This window comes from Lelliottia sp. WB101 (assembly GCF_003051885.1).
Taxonomy (GTDB): Bacteria; Pseudomonadota; Gammaproteobacteria; order Enterobacterales; family Enterobacteriaceae; genus Enterobacter; species Enterobacter nimipressuralis.
Genome location: NZ_CP028520.1, coordinates 4,578,249 through 4,598,071 on the forward strand (window position 1 = coordinate 4,578,249; position 19,823 = coordinate 4,598,071).

General features: G+C 49.9%; 9 protein-coding genes and 2 pseudogenes. 4 read left to right on the forward strand and 7 right to left on the reverse strand.

Translation table 11 applies throughout. The annotated features are described in order from the left end of the window. The 7 genes and pseudogenes from DAI21_RS22160 to DAI21_RS23115 form a co-directional block, all read right to left on the reverse strand. Nucleotides 1–816 (reverse strand): hypothetical protein, encoded by an 816-nt coding sequence (locus tag DAI21_RS22160; RefSeq protein ID WP_234419507.1) that lies wholly within the window; start codon nt 814–816, stop codon nt 1–3. Then, nucleotides 813–3,917, reverse strand: coding sequence for a UvrD-helicase domain-containing protein (locus DAI21_RS22165; RefSeq protein WP_234419508.1), 3,105 nt, complete (start codon nt 3,915–3,917; stop codon nt 813–815). The genes DAI21_RS22160 and DAI21_RS22165 overlap by 4 nt, the downstream gene beginning before the upstream one ends. Nucleotides 3,918–4,022: 105 nt before the next feature. Then, nucleotides 4,023–7,154 (reverse strand): type I restriction endonuclease subunit R, encoded by a 3,132-nt coding sequence (locus DAI21_RS22170; RefSeq protein ID WP_107704200.1) that lies wholly within the window; start codon nt 7,152–7,154, stop codon nt 4,023–4,025. Further along, on the reverse strand, nt 7,154–8,335 hold the full coding sequence (locus DAI21_RS22175) for a DUF4268 domain-containing protein (protein ID WP_107704201.1): 1,182 nt from the start codon (nt 8,333–8,335) through the stop codon (nt 7,154–7,156). The genes DAI21_RS22170 and DAI21_RS22175 overlap by 1 nt, the downstream gene beginning before the upstream one ends. Further along, nucleotides 8,328–8,954, reverse strand: coding sequence for a restriction endonuclease subunit S (locus DAI21_RS23555; RefSeq protein ID WP_370447051.1), 627 nt, complete (start codon nt 8,952–8,954; stop codon nt 8,328–8,330). Before DAI21_RS23555 ends, DAI21_RS22175 begins: the two co-directional genes overlap by 8 nt. Continuing rightward, nucleotides 8,930–9,791 (reverse strand): annotated as a pseudogene (locus tag DAI21_RS23560) (restriction endonuclease subunit S); the annotation flags it as partial. The gene DAI21_RS23555 and the pseudogene DAI21_RS23560, both read right to left, overlap by 25 nt. Then, nucleotides 9,781–11,489: pseudogene (locus tag DAI21_RS23115) on the reverse strand (type I restriction-modification system subunit M). The pseudogenes DAI21_RS23115 and DAI21_RS23560, both read right to left, overlap by 11 nt. Nucleotides 11,490–11,852: 363 nt before the next feature. Here DAI21_RS23115 and zorA1 point away from each other — a divergent pair. The 4 genes from zorA1 to zorD are packed head-to-tail and all read left to right on the forward strand — an operon-like array spanning nt 11,853 to nt 19,718. Continuing rightward, complete coding sequence (gene zorA1, locus DAI21_RS22185; protein ID WP_107704203.1) at nt 11,853–14,042, forward strand: type I Zorya anti-phage system protein ZorA1; 2,190 nt, start codon at nt 11,853–11,855, stop codon at nt 14,040–14,042. A gap of 14 nt (nt 14,043–14,056) precedes the next feature. Continuing rightward, complete coding sequence (gene zorB1, locus DAI21_RS22190) at nt 14,057–14,797, forward strand: type I Zorya anti-phage system protein ZorB1 (RefSeq protein WP_107704204.1); 741 nt, start codon at nt 14,057–14,059, stop codon at nt 14,795–14,797. After that, a complete protein-coding gene (zorC, locus tag DAI21_RS22195; protein WP_107704205.1) occupies nt 14,794–16,476 on the forward strand; it encodes a type I Zorya anti-phage system protein ZorC in 1,683 nt (560 codons plus the stop codon). The genes zorB1 and zorC overlap by 4 nt, the downstream gene beginning before the upstream one ends. Then, nucleotides 16,476–19,718, forward strand: a complete 3,243-nt coding sequence (gene zorD, locus DAI21_RS22200; RefSeq protein ID WP_107704206.1) for a type I Zorya anti-phage system protein ZorD — start codon at nt 16,476–16,478, stop codon at nt 19,716–19,718. The genes zorC and zorD overlap by 1 nt, the downstream gene beginning before the upstream one ends. The last annotated feature ends 105 nt before the right edge of the window (nt 19,719–19,823 follow it).

The following is a 19,823-nucleotide window of genomic DNA, read 5'->3' on the forward strand; positions in this document are numbered from 1 at the left end:
TTAGCGGTTTCGCTGCTCACTCATTTCCTGCAGCTTCCAAAGCAAGGCCAACACAAGACGGGGAGCGCCTTTAAAACCCTCGTAGCCTTCATGCTCCGACACAGAATTCATGGCGCTTAATAGCTTGTAAGCAGGGCCATTCTCCATGAATAACTGATCACTAATTTTCTTTACGTCAATGGTGACCAGACGGCCACCATCCTGCATGGCTTGAGACATCTCATGCAGGGCGTCTGTCCAATAGGGCTGCCTTCCCCACCATTCACTTCCGGACGACTCGGGTTTGCCAGGCAAAGGGAAATGAGGATTCGTTTGAGAAATAATAGACCTCTCCCCTATCCAATCAATATTGTCCTTCCCTTCGACCCAGACAGGCAGAGCTAAAAGATCCTCAGGCCGACCGTTCATTTCTTCCCACCATACGGTTGGGATCATGTCGCCCTGTTCAAGAAAACCAATGAGCTCTGATAGCCAGCCCGCATACTCCCAATCACGCCCTTTTCCAGCGAGTGCGATATCAGGAAAACGAGTAATAAATTTTTCTGCCAAGGCACGGGCATCATTACCGTCAGTATCTGTCCAGCTGAAATAGTGACCTGCGCCAGTGATTGCGACGAATTCATCTGAAAGTTTCGCGGCTGGAATCGCAATACCATTGTCGGAAAAGTAATGTCGCGGGGCGATCGCGAATCTAAATCCCTGAGCATTGAAGTAAGGCATCCCTCTGAGGTGCTGAAAACCAAGACGATGCAGCTCTGAAAGCATCCGCAGACATCTTTGTGCTTTACGTATCCAATCATATTTAGATTTCATCATCTCTCCTGCATGATTGCTGCATGGCGTTTTGCAGTGTCGACTCTGCGCTCAAACTCTTCGCTCGTAATGTTTTCATAACAACAGTCTGCCTCATCCCGACGAAATCGGTTACAGCCATAAAAAGCGCCGCCGTCTTTGTTCTTACGCTTAACCATGGTGCCAAGACCGCAGCGCCGACAGACAATTTCAATCTCCTGACATTCGGGATTCGCACATACCCTTTGCATGCCATTTTGCATCACCATCGGTGAGCTGCATTGCTTGCAGGAACTGGCCATGTAATCACAAGCTGGTGAGTGAGAGCAGACATAGAATTTCTTATCATAGCGGCTCACTTTGCCCGTTAAGGAGCCGGACTCACAATCTGGACAACTCCATTGACCGACTTCAAGAGAATCACTTTTCGTAATGAGCTGTTTACCCATTTTTGCAATTTCCTCAACGAAAGCTGAGGTATTCTGGCTATCAAAGATCATAAACACATAGTGTCGGGCACGAGTAACGGCGACATAAAATAACCGACGCTCTTCGGCAAACAGGTATGGCTCTTGCTCCGGGAGAAGAAGGTCTATCAACTCATCATTTTCTTTGGCTGATGGAAAACTCCCCTTTTCGAGCCCCAGCAGGAGCACGTAATTTGCTTCCAGGCCTTTACTGGCATGCGCCGTCTGGTATTGAATATCAAGAAGTGGAAACTCGGACATTAGCGCCTTCAGATCCAACTCCTTAAGATCCCTCATATTTTCCAGACGATAACGACCAATCAGCATGACGGGTGCGCGACGGATACTGTTGAACCTTACTTCCCGGCGATGGCAACGAGCGAGCGCTCTCCTGATTTGCTGACGATAAGCCTCAGCTTTTCGTTGGTTACGATCGGCAATGTGGATATTAGCCATTTGTTCCTGAATATCGAGGAGTTGGACGGCCGCATGTTCCACCTGGGTATGCGTCGTGATCTCTTTCTTCAATTGCGCCGGGTTGCGAGTGACAAAGGAGGAACTGAGCTCATGAATACGATTATTAAATCGATAACTTTTGTCCAGAGGTAACATTTTTGCAGGCGAAAACTGATGATCAAAACGGGTAAAAAAGCGGAGGTCTGAGCCATTGAAACGATAAATAGCCTGCCAGTCATCCCCTACTGCAAACAGCCGCATATTATCCCGGGTGGCCAGTAATGCCTTTAACAACTTCCCTCGCCCACCCGAAAGATCCTGAAACTCATCAACCAGAACATAGTCATAGCGATGATGGAATTGTCCTTCCTGAAGTGCCGTTGTTGCTTCCGCGATCATATCGCTGAAGTCCATTTCTTGTTGCTCTTTGAGATGGGCTTCATAGGCATCGTAGACAGGTTTAAATAACGCAATAAACGCCTGAGTGCGCCCCGTATCTATACGTTGGGGTGAGGCCAGCAGATCTGAAAACGAAAATTGCCCTTCCTTGAAAAGACTAAGGAAACGGAGCATCAAATCGATAAAGCCTTGCCACGGCGAGGAACCAGAGCTTTTAAGCTCATCCAGGAGTGTGTCTGTGTCACGTAAATGCTGCGGCTCCTCCACCCGATTAAGTAAATCGAGGATATTTTCTTCCAGCGTTCCTTCTCTCAACTGGTAGCTGTATAACTCTTCCAGTCGGGTTTTGTGCTGTTGATGCAGTTTCCGCTTCCAGGCTAATCCTTCAAGATATGCGGTCTGATCAACAAAGGGGGCCGTTCTCATCTCTCGATCTACGCCAAGGTATTCAATATAGGTCTTACTGACTGGCAAGTAGAAGTCAGGCTTATACTGGCGGCGTTCTATGGTTGCTGTATTAACCTCATAATTTGCCTCATACGCAAAGGGAACCGAATACAAATAGAGATAGTTCGCAACCCGTAACTCGCCGACACTTTTAACCCATTGCCCGGTCAGGGTGATCAGGCGGCAGCTTTGGAGAAACTCATGATATTCTTCAATAGCATTGAAATCATATTCACAACGGCCAGGTGTACTGTAACAAACAAAATATTTAACTAGTTGGGTTTTATAATCATCGCTGAGACTTATTTCTGCTTCTAAAGTCGCTTCAATAAATTGTCGTAGCTCATTATTTTGCTCAGCAAAGCGCGTGAGTGAACGTTTGATGCCAACACTTTGAGCGACGATACGATTGCCGAACGCATGGAAGGTAGTCGCTTTTAATTTATCCCCACTTTCCGGCAGTCGCTCTGCAATACGTTCAGCCATTTCCCGCGCGGCCTTGTTACCAAAAGCCAGCATTAAGATATTTTCAGGCTGAGCTAAACCAGCCTTCAACAGATATCCTGCCTTCCCAATCAGTGTCGACGTTTTTCCCGTCCCGGCACCTGCAACAACTAAAGTATGATCTTCATTCGTGACACAAGCTTTACGCTGAGGGGAACTCAGGGGTTGTGATTCGATGTTATCAAAAAAGGTTTGATACGATGAGACTAGCTGCGGGACGCCCCGTTCGTTAAAGTGATGTCGCCCCGATTCAGAAATATCGTCCATTGATAACTTCAGGGCCAGCTGCGCAATGGGGTTATCGCTTTCCTGGGCAATAAAATCGGCATCAATATCAAGGTCGTAAAGACGCTTTTTGACCAACGTGAGCTGTGACAAAGCGCGCCACTCCCACGAAGAAAAATAGTGATTACCGTTTTGATAGCGTCCGACAACCTCAAGTAGCTCCCGCCACTCAGCGCTATGCTGAAAAATATCCAGCGCTGCACGTTGAATCTTTTGAATAAGTATTTCGAGCTGCTGAACATTGAAACCATTAAGCCGATAGGTTCCACTATCTGCCCCAATAGACACATTAGAATACAGCCAACTGCGTCTGACCTTAATATTTCTGATGGTATCGATCGACAATTGCACGTTCACACCATGGTGTTTAAATGCCAGGTGGCCCGCAGAAAGCGTTATTTTATTTGAGCGCCGACGAAGGATTCCCCACAGATCATACAATGGATGCGTACTGAGGTTCTGTTCACTTTGCAACTGTGAGGTCAATTTGTTCATTCTTGATGGAAAAAATCGTAAATGGAGAAGTTTTAAAATAACTGAATCAAAAGGAGCATTCAGCACCGCCATTGAGTCCTGGCAATGAGGTCCTCGCCTGCTTAATCAGAACTATTTTCACTCTTCAGGTACAACAGAGGGCGGTACTCTGCCCTCTCTATCAAAAGTTGGACGTCGCTATGACGTCCAGCTGTTCGACACCACTTCCGCCTGCTTCAGAATCAGTTCCACGGCGCCCGGTGTTTTGTCCGGTGGGTACTTGTACTTACGCAGCGTCTGGCGCACCAGAATACGTAATCGAGCACGCACGCTTTCACGAACCTGCCAGTCTACGGTGGTGGATTTACGCAGTTGTCGTGTGACCTCAATAGCCAGCTTTCTGAGAGTCTCGTCGCCCAGTTCACGCACCGCGCTTTCGTTTTCAGCCAGCGCATCATAGAAAGCGATTTCATCCGGGTTCAGCCCGAGCGCATCATCGCGCGCCATCGCTTCCTGGAACGCCTTCGCCATCTGGATCAGCTCTTCAATCACCTGCGCGGTTTCAATCGCCCGGTTATTGTATTTCAGCAGCACGGCTTTCAGGCGGTCGGAGTATTTCTTTTGCTGCACTACATTATTACCGGAACGGGCATGAATGCCGTCATTGATCAGTTTTTCCAGCAGTTCCACCGCCAGATTACGCTGTGGCATTTCCCGCACTTCTTCCAGGAATTCATCCGACAGCAGCCCGATATTGGGTTTATCTAATCCCGCCAGGGCAAACACATCCTCAACGCCAGTCGCAACAACGGCATTATCGAGAATCTTGCTCAAGAGGGAGTTTTTTTCTGACTGGCTAAATTTCTCCTTGGGATCCAGCTTGATAAGCCCCACTCTGACGGCAGAGAGAAACGCGAACTCTTCCTGCAGGGGTTTTGCTTCGTCCAGGGTGTTACAAAGTGACCAGGCTTTACTCATCGCCAGTGAAACGTCGAGGTAGCGTTTTTTACCGTCATCAAGCCCAAGGATGTAGTTCACCGCTTCTCGCAGGAAAGCCAACGGATCGCGGGAGAATCCTGCGTAATCAAACCCTGGTTTGCCCGCTGAAGGTGCGAACATCCCGTGAATGACGTCGATTTTTTCCAGCAGAATGGCAAAGGCTTCCCGGGCATCCACGGTGGTCTGCCCTTTCCCTTTTGAGTCGGTATAGGTTTTCAGCGCCTGCTTCAGCTCGTTGGCAATGCCAATGTAATCCACCACCAGCCCGCCGGGTTTATCCCGGAACACGCGGTTAACGCGCGCAATGGCCTGCATCAGGTTATGGCCGCGCATCGGTTTATCGATATACATGGTGTGGCAGCACGGTGCATCGAACCCGGTCAGCCACATATCACGGACAATCACCAGCTTCAGCGGATCGTTCAAATCTTTAAAGCGGGCTTCAAGACGTTTTTTGGTCTGTTTGTTGTAGATGTGCGGCTGGAGATCCTTATCATCAGACGCGGAACCGGTCATGATGACTTTCATCGCGCCTTGCTCAACATCCGTGCTGTGCCAGTCCGGGCGGATTTCTGTGATGGCAGCGTAGAGCTTCACGCAGATATTACGGCTCATGGCGACAATCATCGCCTTGCCGTTCATGGCCGCGTTGCGCGTTTCAAAATGCTGAACCAGATCGGCAGCTACCTGTTTGATACGCGGCTCTGAACCCACCAGCTTTTCCAGACGACTCCAGTCACCTTTGGTTTTCTCCTGCTGGCCCGTCTCTTCATCTTCCACCAGTTCATCCACCTGGTCGGAGAGCGTTTCCAGCTCCTCATGATTCAGGTCGAGTTTTGCCAGCCGGGATTCGTAGTAAATCGGCACTGTCGCGCCGTCATCCACCGCATCCTGAATATCGTAGATAGAGACGTAATCGCCGAATACGGCACGGGTATCTTTATCCTCAGAGGCAATTGGCGTACCGGTGAAGCCCATAAACGACGCATTCGGCAGCGCGTCGCGCATGTGTTTGGCGTAGCCGTATTTATAGACCCCGGTTTCACGGTCAAGCGTGGCGCTCAGGCCATACTGGCTGCGGTGCGCTTCATCGGAAATCACCACAATATTGCTGCGCATGTTGAGGGCCGGATGGCTCTGCTCGTTGTCCAGCGGCGCAAACTTTTGCACGGTGGTAAAGATGATGCCGCCAGATTCGCGGGCATTGAGCAGCTCGCGCAGTTCGTCGCGGTCGTTGGCCTGTAAAGGCGTTTGCTTCAGCAGATCCTGAGCCTGGCAGAAGGTTGCGTAGAGCTGCCCGTCCAGATCGTTGCGGTCGGTCACCACTACAATGGTCGGGTTATTCATCTCCGCCTGTTGCAGCAGCTTCCCGGCGTAGCAGCACATGGAGATACTTTTGCCGGAGCCCTGGGTATGCCACACCACACCTGCTTTTTTACTGCCGGGGGTAATATTACTGCGCAGCGGCAGATGTTTGCCGGTCGACGCCACAATCGTGGCCGCGACGGCTTCACGCACCGCGTGGAACTGATGGTAAGCGGCAATCTTCTTGATCAGCCGTTTGCCGTTAAATTCAAACAGCACAAAGTAGCGAATGTAATCGAGCAGAAGCGCACGGTTAAAGAAGCCCTTCACGACAGTTTGTAACTGCCAGTCAAACTGCGGCTTGTCGTCTTCGTTAGCCACGGTTTTCCACGGCAGGAAGCGCTCTTCATCAACGGTCAGCGAGCCGATACGCGCATTCTGCCCGTCGCTCACTACCAGCGCTTCGTTACAGATAAACAGGTCGCTGAGTTCGTTTTTATAGGTCTGCAGCTGGTTAAACGCAGCCCAGATATCGGCATTGGCATCAATCGGGCTTTTCAACTCAATCACCGCCACCGGCAGGCCGTTGATACAGCCAATAATATCCGGGCGACGAACCTGCTTTATCCCCTGAATAGCTACCTGGTTCACGACCATAAAGCGGTTATTGCCGGGATGGTTAAAATCCATCAGCAGCGCTTTGTCGTGAACCGTCTTGTCTTCACGTTTGTACTCAACGGGCACGCCGTCGAGCAACAGATGGTGGAAGACCTTATTGCTGACGACCAGATCCGGGCTTTCGGGGCGGGTAATACGCAGTATCACCTCTTCCAGCACGGAAACAGGGAGATGGGGGTTGATGGTTTGCAGCTGCTCCAGTATCACCGGGCGCAGAAACACATCATGGAATGAGGCACGCAGCGGATTGTCGCCATCCGGCGCGATATCTGGCCCGTGCAGCACTTCCCAGTCCTGTTCAGCAAACCATTTCAGGCATTGCTGCTCTAAATCGTCTTCGCTCAGCATTACTCTTCCTCTCCCTCGGTGATCATACCGGTCTGTTTCAACTCAATCGCCAGTTCCAGCAGGCTCGGGCGGATCGCTTTTTCCAGACGGTTCATGCTATCCATCATCCAGTCGATAATGGCAGGCCAGACATCTTTATTGCCGCCGTCAAACGCCTTTGAACAGACGATCTGGCAGCTTTTTCGCTCTGGCAGTAAACGCCAGTCGAGCGACTCGCCAAACAGCGATTCAATGTGCGTTTTGCGTTCCTGCAGGCGTTCAAATAACCAGGTGTTTTCCAGCGCATCCCCGCGCGAAATATTGAGCTGCACGCGAGCGTCTTTCTGGGAAAAGATCAGCTCAAACGGCACGCCGCTGACGCCCGACCCGGCGGCCAGCCAGTGATCGGTTGAGGGGGCACGGTTATTAAAAAGTGTACAGGGGCTGGTGCGGAATTTTTCCAGCGCCATCGTCCAGAATTCGCGGCGCAGATAATGACGCTGTTGCAGTTCGCTACTGCTGGAGGTGGACTGCTCTTCCGCCTCTTTCTGCGCCATGCCTATCATGTACGACTCCGCTTCCGGGGTTGGGATAACCTGGCGGATATCGACAAACACGTCTTCACCAAAACGGTAGGGGGTCACTTTGAAGCACTGGGCGCGGATACCAAACTGCATCAGCCACAGCGCGGTATTGGTGACCTCTTTGCGGAAATTGGCCGCGACCATAATGACGCGCTGGGTACCTTTACGGTTGAGCACCCCTTCTTTAAGGCTTTCCCAGCCTATAAACTCGGCGATGACGTCTGCTGCTAGGCGGTTCTCGTTGGGATCGTACTGATCCAGATAGAGCTGGAAGATCTCTACCACGCTCTCCTGACGCAGGTTGGCGCAGTACCCGGCATATTTCAGGGCCTGCCACACCACGTCACGCCCGGAGTCATCGAGCTTGTTTTCGATGATGACCAGATTGCCTTTTTTATCGAGCGCAAGCAGATCGAGGCGCTCTTTGGTGTCGTCAAAACCAGCGAACTCTTTCTGGATAATCAGCAGTTCGTCTTCTTTGTCGTCTTTTTTGGTCAGCGTCTGCGGATTTTTCGCCAGCCACTCCTGCAAATGATCGCGCTCGCGAAAGCCGAGGCTACTGAACGTCACCTCTTGCAGGGAATGCAGACTGTTGGTCGGCGTATCGACTTTATACATTTTCCGCCTCGCTTACCGCCTGCTCTGCTTCCGGCAGGGTGATTTCACCGGAGAGGAGTTTGGGGAGGAGGGTGTCGCGTATGTTGGCAAGAGTTTCAGCTATCTCTTGATTTGCATGAATTTCATGCAAAAATGTTTTTTTATTGAAGGCTGCTAATACATCCTGAGTTGGCATGACCAATGGTATTTCTCTTAATTGTTTAAGAGAAAGGTATTTTTGAGTGGTCCCTGCCAATCTGGACTGAATGTAATTAGCGCCCTCCTTACTTTTTAAATGATAGAAAATAAATGCCTGAAGGTCATGTCTCTCTGACGTTCGTATAAGACCAATATTTTTTATTGCGTAGTCGACATTATTTTCAGCAACAAAATAAAGAGCGCCAACCGTGCCTATCATGCTAATTAAAATATCACCACAAGATACGCGACTTCTTTTATTGACATCATTATAATCCGCATCAGAAATATAATAACAACTACGGCGATCAAGATATCCTGATGTAATATTTTTTGATGTTACCAAATGATATCCCGAATCACTTGCTTTTGGAGAAGCATGGGTACCATCTCTAACATCAACATTATCTTTTATATTTGAAACGTTCCAACCTTCCGGAATCTTCCCCAACTCACTGTCCTGCATCGCAGACGGGAACAACTCTGCCGTGGCTTTTAACTCAGCATATTGCTCAGGGTGTTCACGCTCAAAAACCGCCAGCGCATCAGCCTCTTTCCCGGAAATCGCCGTCATGGCCGCAAGTGTGGATTCTTCCTGCGAACCGCCCGCTTCCAGCGCTGCGATTTTGGCTTTTACCGGTTCAAAATCTACAAACCAGCTTTTGAACAGGGCTTGCGCCATTTGTTCGAGGGTTTGGTTGGTATCCGAGTTTACGATGGTCTTTTGTTCAATAGCCGAAATGATTTTGGTGATCACATCTCGTTCATGCTTCGGAGGAATAGGGATTCCTAATTCTCTAATATCCTTTAAATTCAGAGTCTTTTGAACAGTTGTATTTAAACGAGCATCGATAAGATGTTTTGCTGGCTTACTCAGCAAAATATATCTCAGCCATTCTCGTAGATTAGTATCTTTTAAACGAACAACGGCCAAGGCCCTTGCTGCATTCCATCCTGCCATGTGTGGTTCTACAACTACACAATCACCAGGATTGCCAACTAACGTAATTAACAATTCTGTTCCATTAAGTCGAGTACGCTTGTATTCCTCATCAACTTCAGGACTAATAAAAAAACTTGGCTGCGATGCTATATAACCACCTTTAACATCTCCAACTTTAATTAGAGGAATACCCTTTGCAGTATGATCGCCGGGGTACATTACTCCAACAGCAATTCCTTTAGCGTTTTCTAAGAGTTCTTCAAGTTTGAAGAAGTGCCAGTGAGTAGGGAAATGGCCTCCAACAGAAGCCCATTGATCTCTATAGTTAGAACTCATAACCCAGCCCCCCAGATTCGCCTTAATCTGTGCTTCCAGCTTCGTGCTCTCTTCCAACTGCTCTTTCAGCTGCGCAGTCAGTCGTGCCATCTTCTCGGCAAAGGGTTCATCATCTTCGTCCTGCTCGGCGGCACCAACATAACGCCCTGGAGTAAGCACAAAGTCGTTTTTCTGGATGTCTTCAAGCGTTGCCGAGAAACAGAATCCGGCTTCGTCTTCGTACTCTTTATCCGTCTGCCAGGCATGGAAGGTCTCAGCAATTTTGGCAATATCCTCGCGGCTGAAATCACGCAGCACGCGGTCTTTCATATAGCCAATCTGGCGGGCATCGATAAACAACACTTCACCTTTACGGTGCGCTTTGCCGTTGCCACCGGATTTATCTTTGGTCAGGAACCAGATACAGGCCGGGATTTGGGTGTTGGTAAACAGTTGCCCTGGCAGCGCCACCATACATTCCACCAGATCCGCTTCAATCAGGTTACGGCGGATTTCGCCTTCGTTGTTGGTGTTGGAGCTCATCGAACCGTTCGCCAGCAGCAGCGCCATCGAACCTTTTGGCGCGAGGTGGTGGATCATGTGCTGCATCCACGCAAAGTTGGCGTTGCCCTGCGGCGGTGTGCCGTATTTCCAGCGAACGTCGTTTTCCAGCTTGGCGTTCCACCACTCCTTCATGTTGAACGGCGGGTTCGCCATCACGAAGTCAGCGCGCAGATCCGGGTGCTGGTCGTCCAGCAGGGTGTCGGCGTTTTTGCTGCCGAAGTTAAAGTCGATACCCCGGATCGCCATATTCATTGCCGCCAGCTTCCAGGTGGTCGGGTTGGACTCCTGGCCGTAAACAGAGATATTGCGCTTCTGCTCGGCGGCGTTGTACTGCTTCTCGCCCGCGTGCTCTTCAATAAAGCGGTCGCTGGAAACAAAGAACCCGCCGGAACCCATCGCCGGGTCATACACCCGCCCGTTATACGGTTGCAGCATTTCAACAATCAGGGTGACGATACTTTTTGGCGTGTAATACTGGCCGCCCTGCTTACCTTCTGCCAGCGCGAACTGCCCCAGGAAATATTCGTAAACGTGGCCGAGAATATCTTTGCTCTTTAAGTTGAGCTTTTCGCCGTTATATTCCGGGTTGCTGAAATTGGCATCAGAAAATATGTTGATAAGCCCTGTCAGGACCTCGTTACCCAATAGATGGCGACTGATGCGGTCAAGAATACCTTTCAGTTTCGGGTTAGTTTTTTCGATTTCATCCAGCGCGTTATCCACCAGCCAGGACACAGAGCGCAGCTTGACGTCGTTCCCGGTGGTTTCATCCACCCACAACACGGTGCCGGTCGGCAGCATGGCTTTGTTTTTCAGCGTGTCCCAGCGCGCGGCTTTTGGCACCCAGAAGATGTTCTTCTCGGTGTAGTAATCTTCGACTTCCAGTTCATCAGCAATTGCCTGCGCATACTCTTCATCTGAGTCGTATCCGTCGCGCGACATGGCGTAGATGTTGTCCGGGTTGCCGACATCGCGGAACAGGGTGATCAGCTCCTGCTGACGAGCCTCAAAGGCATCGGATACATACTTCAGGAAGATAAGCCCCAGCACCACGTGCTTGTAGTTGGCGGCATCCATATTGGCGCGCAGCTTGTCGGCGGCCTTCCAGAATTTATTATCCAGCTCGTTCAGGAACTGTTGTTCGGCGTTGTTCATGAAAATCCTCGGCAGAGATCGCAGCCAGCTTGCAATGAAAAGTCTGGCATCAATTCGAAATTGGAATGTAACTCGCAAAATCATACCCGGAACGGTCATGATTACAAACGACATAACGTAAAGAAGTTTGCATTTGAGAGGTGAATAATAGGAAACTAAACCGCCGTTCCGTTGGTATGCATTGCCCCTTCGACCTCATGCACGCGTTCATCCTCTGAACCGTCAGGCCTGTCCGGACACTGCGGAACGACATACCACCTATTGCTGAAGTGAATTACCGAAGTGAATTTTGATTAAAGGTAATCGAAATGTTGTCGATGGTAATTCTATCGTGTCATTTTTGAAAATATATCAGGGAAACTTATGTCCTGGCTTAATTCTATTTTAGTGGCGCTGACATCTGTGCAGCCCTTTATGGTGCCTGCAACCGTTATTGGTCTCGTCACTTTTGCTTTTCTCTGCTTTATTCTGTTTTATCTTTTCAGAGCGGTGAAAATTGTTAACGGCCTGAAAAAATATACACAGTCAATTAATAGCATTGAAAAGAATGAGCCAGAGGCGCAACTTCAGCATTTGCAAAACCTGTTCATCCAGCCAGAACTCAAACACGCCTGGAGCGAGTTTGAGGAGTCGTTGCACCTGCAGCGTGAGCTCGTGGGGAGCGAAGAAAAAATCGCGCGGATCCGCGCAACTGCCCCCAGTGCCAGCTACTTCTCCGAACAACAGCTGGTGGATATTCCGCTTAACACTGAATTCTTCAAGCATCTCCCCGGCATTCTGACCGGTGTGGGGATTATCGGCACGTTCTATGGGTTGATGATTGGGCTGAACCATTTTGACCCCAGCACGCCGGAGCAGGTCACCAGTAGCGTCAACAACCTTCTGCACGATGTGTTGTATGCTTTCCTTGGCTCGGCTTTCGCGATTGGGTTCTCAATCATAATCACATGGCTAGAGAAATTTTATCTGGCGAAATGCTACAAATACCTGGAACAATTCACCGCAGCTCTTGATTCCCTCTATGACAGCGGCGTGGGTGAGGAGTATCTCGCCTCACTGGTGAAATCAAGCAACGAAAGCGCCACTCAGGCGCGCCACCTGAAAGAGAGCCTGGTTACCGATCTTCGCGACATGCTGCTGCATCTGGCTGAAAGCCAGAAAGTTGAAAATGAACGTCTCGCGAACACATTGAGCAACACCTACCGTGAATCAGGCGCACAGTTTGCCGACCAGGTGAGCGGCGCAATCGAAAATAGTCTGAAGTCACCGCTGGATAAAATTGCGGGTGCAGTTCAGACCGCCAGCGGCGATCAAAGCGGTATGGTACAGAACATGCTGCAGGATGTGCTGACCGCATTTATGGCTAAGCTCGATACCACCTTTGGCCAGCAGTTTACCAACCTCAACGAAATGATGGGGCAAACCGTTGGCGCGATCCAGACGATGCAAAGCGGCTTCTCCGCTCTGCTGCAGGATATGCGTCAGGTCAGCGACGATTCCCGCCAGGGCAGCGCACAGTTAATTGAACAACTGCTTTCTGAAATGAAATCGGGCCAACAGGCCATGCAGGCTGGCATGAATGACATGCTTACCAGCTTACAGTCCTCTGTCGCCAAAATTGGCGCTGAAGGCGAAGGTGCCGGCGAACGCATGGCGCGCCAGCTTGAGAAAATGTTTGCCGACAGCGAAGCGCGGGAAAAAGCCCAGGCTGAGCATATGTCTGCCTTTATTGAAGCCATTCAGAATTCAGTACAGCAGGGCCAAAGTGCCACAATGGAAAAAATGGCAACTTCTGTCGAAGCACTCGGTGAGCAGTTAGGTAGCTTGTTTGGACAGATTGATAAAGGTCAGCAGCAAATATCAGTAAACCAGCAGGCTAATCAGCAGTCCCTGCACGAACAGACGCAGCAGGTGATGAGTGAAGTAGACGATCAGATCAAACAGTTGATTGAAACCGTTGCCAGCCAGCATCAGGGTACAACTGAAACACTTAACAAACTCGCAGAACAAACCAACCGCCAGATCCAGGATATGCAAAACGGCGCGGACAAAATGCGTGTCGCTGCCGAGCGCTTTGAGCATGCAGGCGATAAGGTGTCCGAAGCGAATCACCTCACGGCTGACGTACTGAATAAAGCGCAATCGGCGGGTTCATCGCTTTCGCTTGCCACCAACGAACTCACCTCGGTAGTAGCCGATTACAGAAACAATCGTGAAGCTGTCAGCAAATCCATTGCCATGCTGGAGTTGCTCGCAGCAAATACCCAGTCTGAACAAACCACCCGCAGCCAGTTCATCACCGATCTTAAACAGCATGGAGAGCGCTTGCAGAGCTATAACCGCGAAGCGCAGACCTTCATGGAGAATGTCAGTGACGTGCTCGGCAAAGGCTTTGAAGACTTCTCGGAAGGTGTTTCGCGCAGCCTGGATAAAACGCTGGGCAAACTGGACGTCGAAATGGCGAAAGCCTCTAATCTGCTTGCAGGCTCTGTCGAACAGATCGGAGAAAGCGTCAGCGAGCTTGATGACGTTCTGTCTCGCGTGCGTGCCTGAGGGGGTGACAGCTGATGTTTGGGAATGCATTTGGCGTTAAAAAGCGCCGCAGTGATGAAGCTGAGAAGCCCTTCTGGATCTCTTACGCCGATCTAATGACCGCCATGATGGTGTTATTTCTGGTGGTGATGGTCGCGTCGCTGAGCTCCGTTACACAGCGTATTCAACGCGCGGAGCAAGGGGAAAAAATCAGGGGGCAGGATATCGCCAGATTATGCGAGCGTCTGGAGCTGCATGCCCGCAGCGTGAACAAAACCATCGTGGTGGATTGCCACGATAACCGCATCAGCTTTGGGGAAGCGGGTCGTTTCGATCACAACCGTTTTTTCCTGAATGCCGAAGGGCAAAAAGCACTCCAAGATGTCGTTCCGCTGGTGCTGGAGGCCTCTGACAGCGAAGAAGGCAAAAAGTGGTTTAAGCAGATCGTGATTGAAGGGTTTACCGATACCGACGGCTCCTATCTCTACAATTTACACCTCTCGCTGCAACGTTCCGAATGGGTAATGTGCAGTTTGCTCGATAGCCGTAGCCCTTTGCAAAACAGCATCTCAGCGGAGCAGCAGATCCAAATCCGTAAGCTTTTCCTGGCCGGTGGGGTTTCGTTTAATAACGCGAAAGAAAGCAAAGAAGCCAGTCGACGCGTTGAGTTGCGCATGCAGTTCTTTGGGCTGAAGGATAAACGTGATGGGGCCGAAGAGGTGGATTTTCCTCCCGTCGTTAATAAAGAAGTTTGCCAGCTGGTAATGCCACAATGACGCCCGCGCTGAGTTCTCTTGCAAAACGCATTGCGGCTAAGCTGTCCTCCAGTCAGCAGGAGGATCATTATCTGCGCAATGATTTTCACGCGCTGGCTTCTGCTGGCCATGAGATGGAAAAGCGCTTTGATAAAGCAGAGAAAATCCCCACGCCCCCACATGAAATGCGGCTGGCAGCCCTGCGTCGTTTTCGTCTTGCGGAAGAACTGAGTGAACGTGAATGGCGGATGGTGTTTTATGGCCTCGCCGATACCGATCCGCTCTACCCTGACAGTCCAGTATTACTGGAGGATGATACATTCTTTCCCCATGTCGACAGCGCTATCAAAAAACAGATTGAATCCAGGACACTGAAACGCAAGGACTGGGCAGCACTCTGTTCAAGTTATTTTGCCTATAAACACGAATCCCCAGAAATAAACCCGCACTGGTGTGTGCTGCGTGGTCATATCGCCAAGGGGTATCCCGTAGTAAAAGCCGCTATCCGCAGAGAAAAGTCGTGGATGAAAACCATTGAGTTTTATCACGACATTTTTACGCCTCAAGCTGGCGGTGTGATATCCCAGCAGCTCCTTTCCGGTGAGAGTAACTCTTTATCATCATTAGAAAAAATAGCGCAAATCCCCGATAGCAGCTGGTTATGGAAGCGTATTTTCACGGTGTTGCTGGCGCAGCTTGATACTCTGGACGATCCGCAATATCTGGACAAAATCAGTTGGCTATTAGGCCTGGCGGCGCAGTGGGTACGTTTTCGCGATGACATCATAACGGCGACGCTGACCCGCTATTACCATTCTACCTATCGCGATCAAGCGCATTCCGCTCTGAAACAGGCCGCACTGGAATACTGGGATAACCCGCAGCTGAAAAGCCAACAGAACAAATGGCATCAGTATGTTTCTGAACCCGTCGCAGCGATGGTGCGGGGCTGGTTAGCAAAACAAGACCTGATGCACTTCTTTGAGCTATTACGTGGCAATGGCGATGTTGACCAGGCCAGATTGCACTATTGGCTACGCTTCGCGAACCAGATGGGATTTACCCGTATCGTGATGGGACCGGATGCCTGGCAAGATCGTGGCAGCGACTTTGTGAAATTCCGCGAGGAGAATCGTGGGAGATTGAGCCATCTGCGCGGTGGGCGTAGTTTCGATAACGCCATGATCATGCAAATTAACGATTACATTTTCGTTGAATTTTCCGGGACGGGGAACGCGATGTATGCCTACCGGGTGGGTCAGGCTCCATTTAACCCCGAGTCACACTCATTGGATATTAATATCCAATTAAAAGATAAATACCGTAATGTACTTCGTCTTCCACATACCCCACGAGCCGAAGGGTACAACAAGACCCGAATCACTGGCTGGATGCTGAAATATGACGATGAATTACGTCAGCTGGGTATCCGCTGGATGGCTGAAGAGCCCGTCAAATTTGTAGATAACAAAGCGCCCTCACCCGCCTCGGTATCTGACATCAAAATCATCAATCCATTGCGGGATACAGCAATACAGCGCCTGGTTGAAAATACCTCATGCATCGTCAGCGATAACCGACAAAAAGGTGGAGTGCTGTCCGTTCAGCTCAAATCAGCTGACGACACAACAGAAAGAGAGTTGCTTCGACTCGGTTTCGCCCCTGTGACCAAAGAACCGCATCGCTATTGGATCAAATAATGCTGAAACGCCTGTTAAGTAAACTGACGGGAAACCGTCAGCAGATAGAACGCCACCTGAAGAATCAGTACCAGATTGAGGAAAACGGACTCAGTTTTCCACAATCGTTGGTTGATGACTCAGAGCTTTGGGCTCTGGCATCCTGGCTTGAGCAACTGGCTGAAGAAGACTATCTGATATCACTTACAGACCGCTGGTTATTGAGCTGGGATGCTTTGTATCGCCTGGTGGAAGACGAGGAACACTCCAGTAGCCTGCCTCTTATTGGCGTCCCAGAGGTATTACCATTACGTGCAAGCCTGAGTTCGCGAGGGGCGCTAAATGATAGTGATTTTCGTGTCTGGATTGCGGAGTGGACTTCGATTTCTGCCCGCCAGTCGATTCGTTTCAGTCGTACCGGCGCTATTTTTACTTATGAAAATCAACAGCACCTGTTATCGCAGGAAAACTGGGCACTCTTACAGGCAATAGAGCAGCTTAGTACCCAGCAACTTCAGACGCCTGGCGAAACCACTAATCAGCTGGGATGGGCCGCTATTCGCAAATGTGCAAAACATGCTGCTGCAAAATTTGATGACTACTTAGAAAAGACGCACGTTATCAAACCGACGTCGTTATCATTACGCCTGCGTAAGGCAACGATTGCTGATACTGCCGTTATCGAGATTGAGCCACACTTCGAGGACCAGCCCACTAACTGGCTCGGCAGTTTTGATAAGAACGCTCAGGTTCACGATAGCTATCGTATACCCGGGGAGAACGGCGAACTCAGCCATGTCATCATCCCTCCCGAAGTAAAAGAAGTCCTGAATTCAATTCACTCAATCCCAGGTCGTCGGGTGGCCGGCAGTGAAGCGCTTTCCTTTGTTCGCAACCCCTATACTTTCCTGGGCGAAGATGCCGCCAGTGTTATTGCCCCCGAGGAACACGAACAAGCACTGTTTGATGCCCATATTTTCTTTCATCACTTTAGGCTTCAACCCCAAATCAATGATGAGAATAAGATAGAGAACATTACGCTAGTGCTGGAACCTGTCTCACCGGTGCCACAACCGGAGGTGTCATTCCTCTTCTCTGCGCCATGGGAACTGGATAAATTTGTTCAGGCCTTAGGGATAAGTGTTGCCGCACAAATGCCAGCAGGATCCTGGCAGGGCTATGAGCTTGAACTGAGCCAATTTACTGAGCAACAATGGCATGATTGCCAGTCGCTGTTGTTGCGTTGGCAACAGGAGGTTGACGGTAAAGAATTTAACGATGTCATGGATCTTGGTAAATATGGCGATCGCGTCATCGGCATCGGTGAATTCGAAAAAATATCTTCTCCCTGGCTAACCAAGGCGCAAAGCGAAAACTGGCTTCCTGATGACATCGATTTCTCCGCATTTTCGGTGGAGACGCTAACGGACTGGCAACCTGAAAACCTGCAACATTTCGATGAACTGCAGGAGAGAATAACCCAGGCCGAAGCGACTGGCGAAACGCATATTATCTCCCCCTGGAATGATACTGAGTTGCCGCTGGATGCCGCGAAAACCTTCAGTAAGAACTGGGAAAAACAGCAAAAGGCAGCACAGGAATCAGAGAATAGTTCTGTTGATATAGCCGCCCGGGCTGTCCTCAAAATTGAACAGAACATTGATGAAGTGTCTTACATCAAACAGCGCCGCGATTCACTTCTCAATGCACGTAACGCTAACCCTGAAATTCCTCTGAGCCTTAAAGAACATATCCGACTCAAAGACCATCAGCGTGAAGGGGTGGCTTGGCTTCAGCAGCTTTTCCTTCGTTCACCTCAGGAAACTGCAGGTTGCCTGCTAGCGGATGATATGGGGCTGGGGAAAACGCTGCAGATCCTGAGCTTCCTGGTCTGGTTCATTGAAAAATTCCCAGACGAGGCACCAAGCCTCATCGTTGCCCCCGTTTCTCTTTTGGATAACTGGGAACGCGAACTCGACAATTTCTTCTACACCTCTGGGATTTCGGTGATGAAATTGTATGGCGACACCATCAAAGCGGTAAAATACCCGAAACAGGCTATTCCTGCTCATCTGCAGTCTCAGGGAATCAAAAATTTGCTAAAACCTGGCTGGCAGGGTAAGGCGAAAATCATTCTGACAACCTACGAAACGCTTCGCGATCAGGAGTTCTCACTGGCCCGCCAGCCATGGTCCATCATGGTCTGCGACGAGGCACAAAAAATAAAGAACCCGGCAGCATTAATCACTCATGCAGCCAATGCGATACAAGCAAGATTCAAAGTGGCATGTACCGGCACGCCTGTCGAAAACACGCTTGTAGACCTCTGGAGCCTCTTTGATTTCGCTCAACCTGGTCTGTTAGGGGCACTCAATGAATTTGGCAAAAACTATGTTCGCCCTATTGAGAACGAAGCGGGTCGTGATACTGCGCGACTTGAAAGCTTACGAGCGCTCATTGAACCCCAGACATTACGTCGAACGAAAGAAGAGGTTGCGCGTGATTTGCCGCAAAAAATCGAAGTCGTCAGCTGTAAGCAGCTGCCGCTTTCTGGTCCTCAAAAGCAACTTTATCTTTCTTCGATAGCGAACTGGCAACAGCAGCAGGCACTTAGTGAGGGAATGCAGCAGGCCGGTGCGGGAATGCTGGGGTTATTACACCGTCTTAAACTCATTTGTGCACATCCGGCAGTTGTTAACCCTGAGCCGCGTTATCAGGAAGGGTCGCCAAAGCTTAACTGGATGTTGAAAACATTGGATGAAATTAAGCACACCAGCAAAGACAAAGTAATTATCTTTACTGAGCTGCGCGATCTCCAGAGAGAAATACAGCGTGCTGTTCAACAGAGATTTGGTTTCCGTCCGGTGATCATCAATGGCGATACCAGTACTAAAAGTCAGAGCCAGAATAGCCGCCAGAGATTGATTGATGATTTCCAGGCCCAACCCGGTTTTGGCGTGATCATTCTCTCCACTGTCGCTGTTGGGTTTGGGGTTAACGTTCAGAAAGCCAACCACGTTATTCATTTCACCCGCTGCTGGAATCCGGCAAAAGAAGATCAGGCAACTGACCGCGCTTACCGTATCGGCCAGACAAAAGATGTGTATGTGTATTATCCGACGGTAATGGACTCTGAAATCACGACGTTTGAAGAAACGCTGGACGAACTGCTTCAGCGTCGCCGGGCATTGGCGAGGGATATGTTATGCTCTGCACCGGATCTAAGCAGCGCTGATTTTGAGGACATTTTAAAAGGGACATGACTTTTTAAATTTTCGACACAAGAGAGATTGTTAGCCGCACACTGGCCGTATTGTAGTGGCTAACATAAACTGATCACAGCTACTCCCGCTAGAATATCTGACTCA

Bases quoted from the DNA above. Each gene is read 5' to 3' on its own strand.
- DAI21_RS22160 (WP_234419507.1), bottom strand. From the start codon at position 816: ATGATGAAATCTAAATATGATTGGATACGTAAAGCACAAAGATGTCTG.
- DAI21_RS22165 (WP_234419508.1), bottom strand. From the start codon at position 3,917: ATGGCGGTGCTGAATGCTCCTTTTGATTCAGTTATTTTAAAACTTCTC.
- DAI21_RS22170 (WP_107704200.1), bottom strand. From the start codon at position 7,154: ATGCTGAGCGAAGACGATTTAGAGCAGCAATGCCTGAAATGGTTTGCT.
- DAI21_RS22175 (WP_107704201.1), bottom strand. From the start codon at position 8,335: ATGTATAAAGTCGATACGCCGACCAACAGTCTGCATTCCCTGCAAGAG.
- zorA1 (WP_107704203.1), top strand. From the start codon at position 11,853: ATGTCCTGGCTTAATTCTATTTTAGTGGCGCTGACATCTGTGCAGCCC.
- zorB1 (WP_107704204.1), top strand. From the start codon at position 14,057: ATGTTTGGGAATGCATTTGGCGTTAAAAAGCGCCGCAGTGATGAAGCT.
- zorC (WP_107704205.1), top strand. From the start codon at position 14,794: ATGACGCCCGCGCTGAGTTCTCTTGCAAAACGCATTGCGGCTAAGCTG.
- zorD (WP_107704206.1), top strand. From the start codon at position 16,476: ATGCTGAAACGCCTGTTAAGTAAACTGACGGGAAACCGTCAGCAGATA.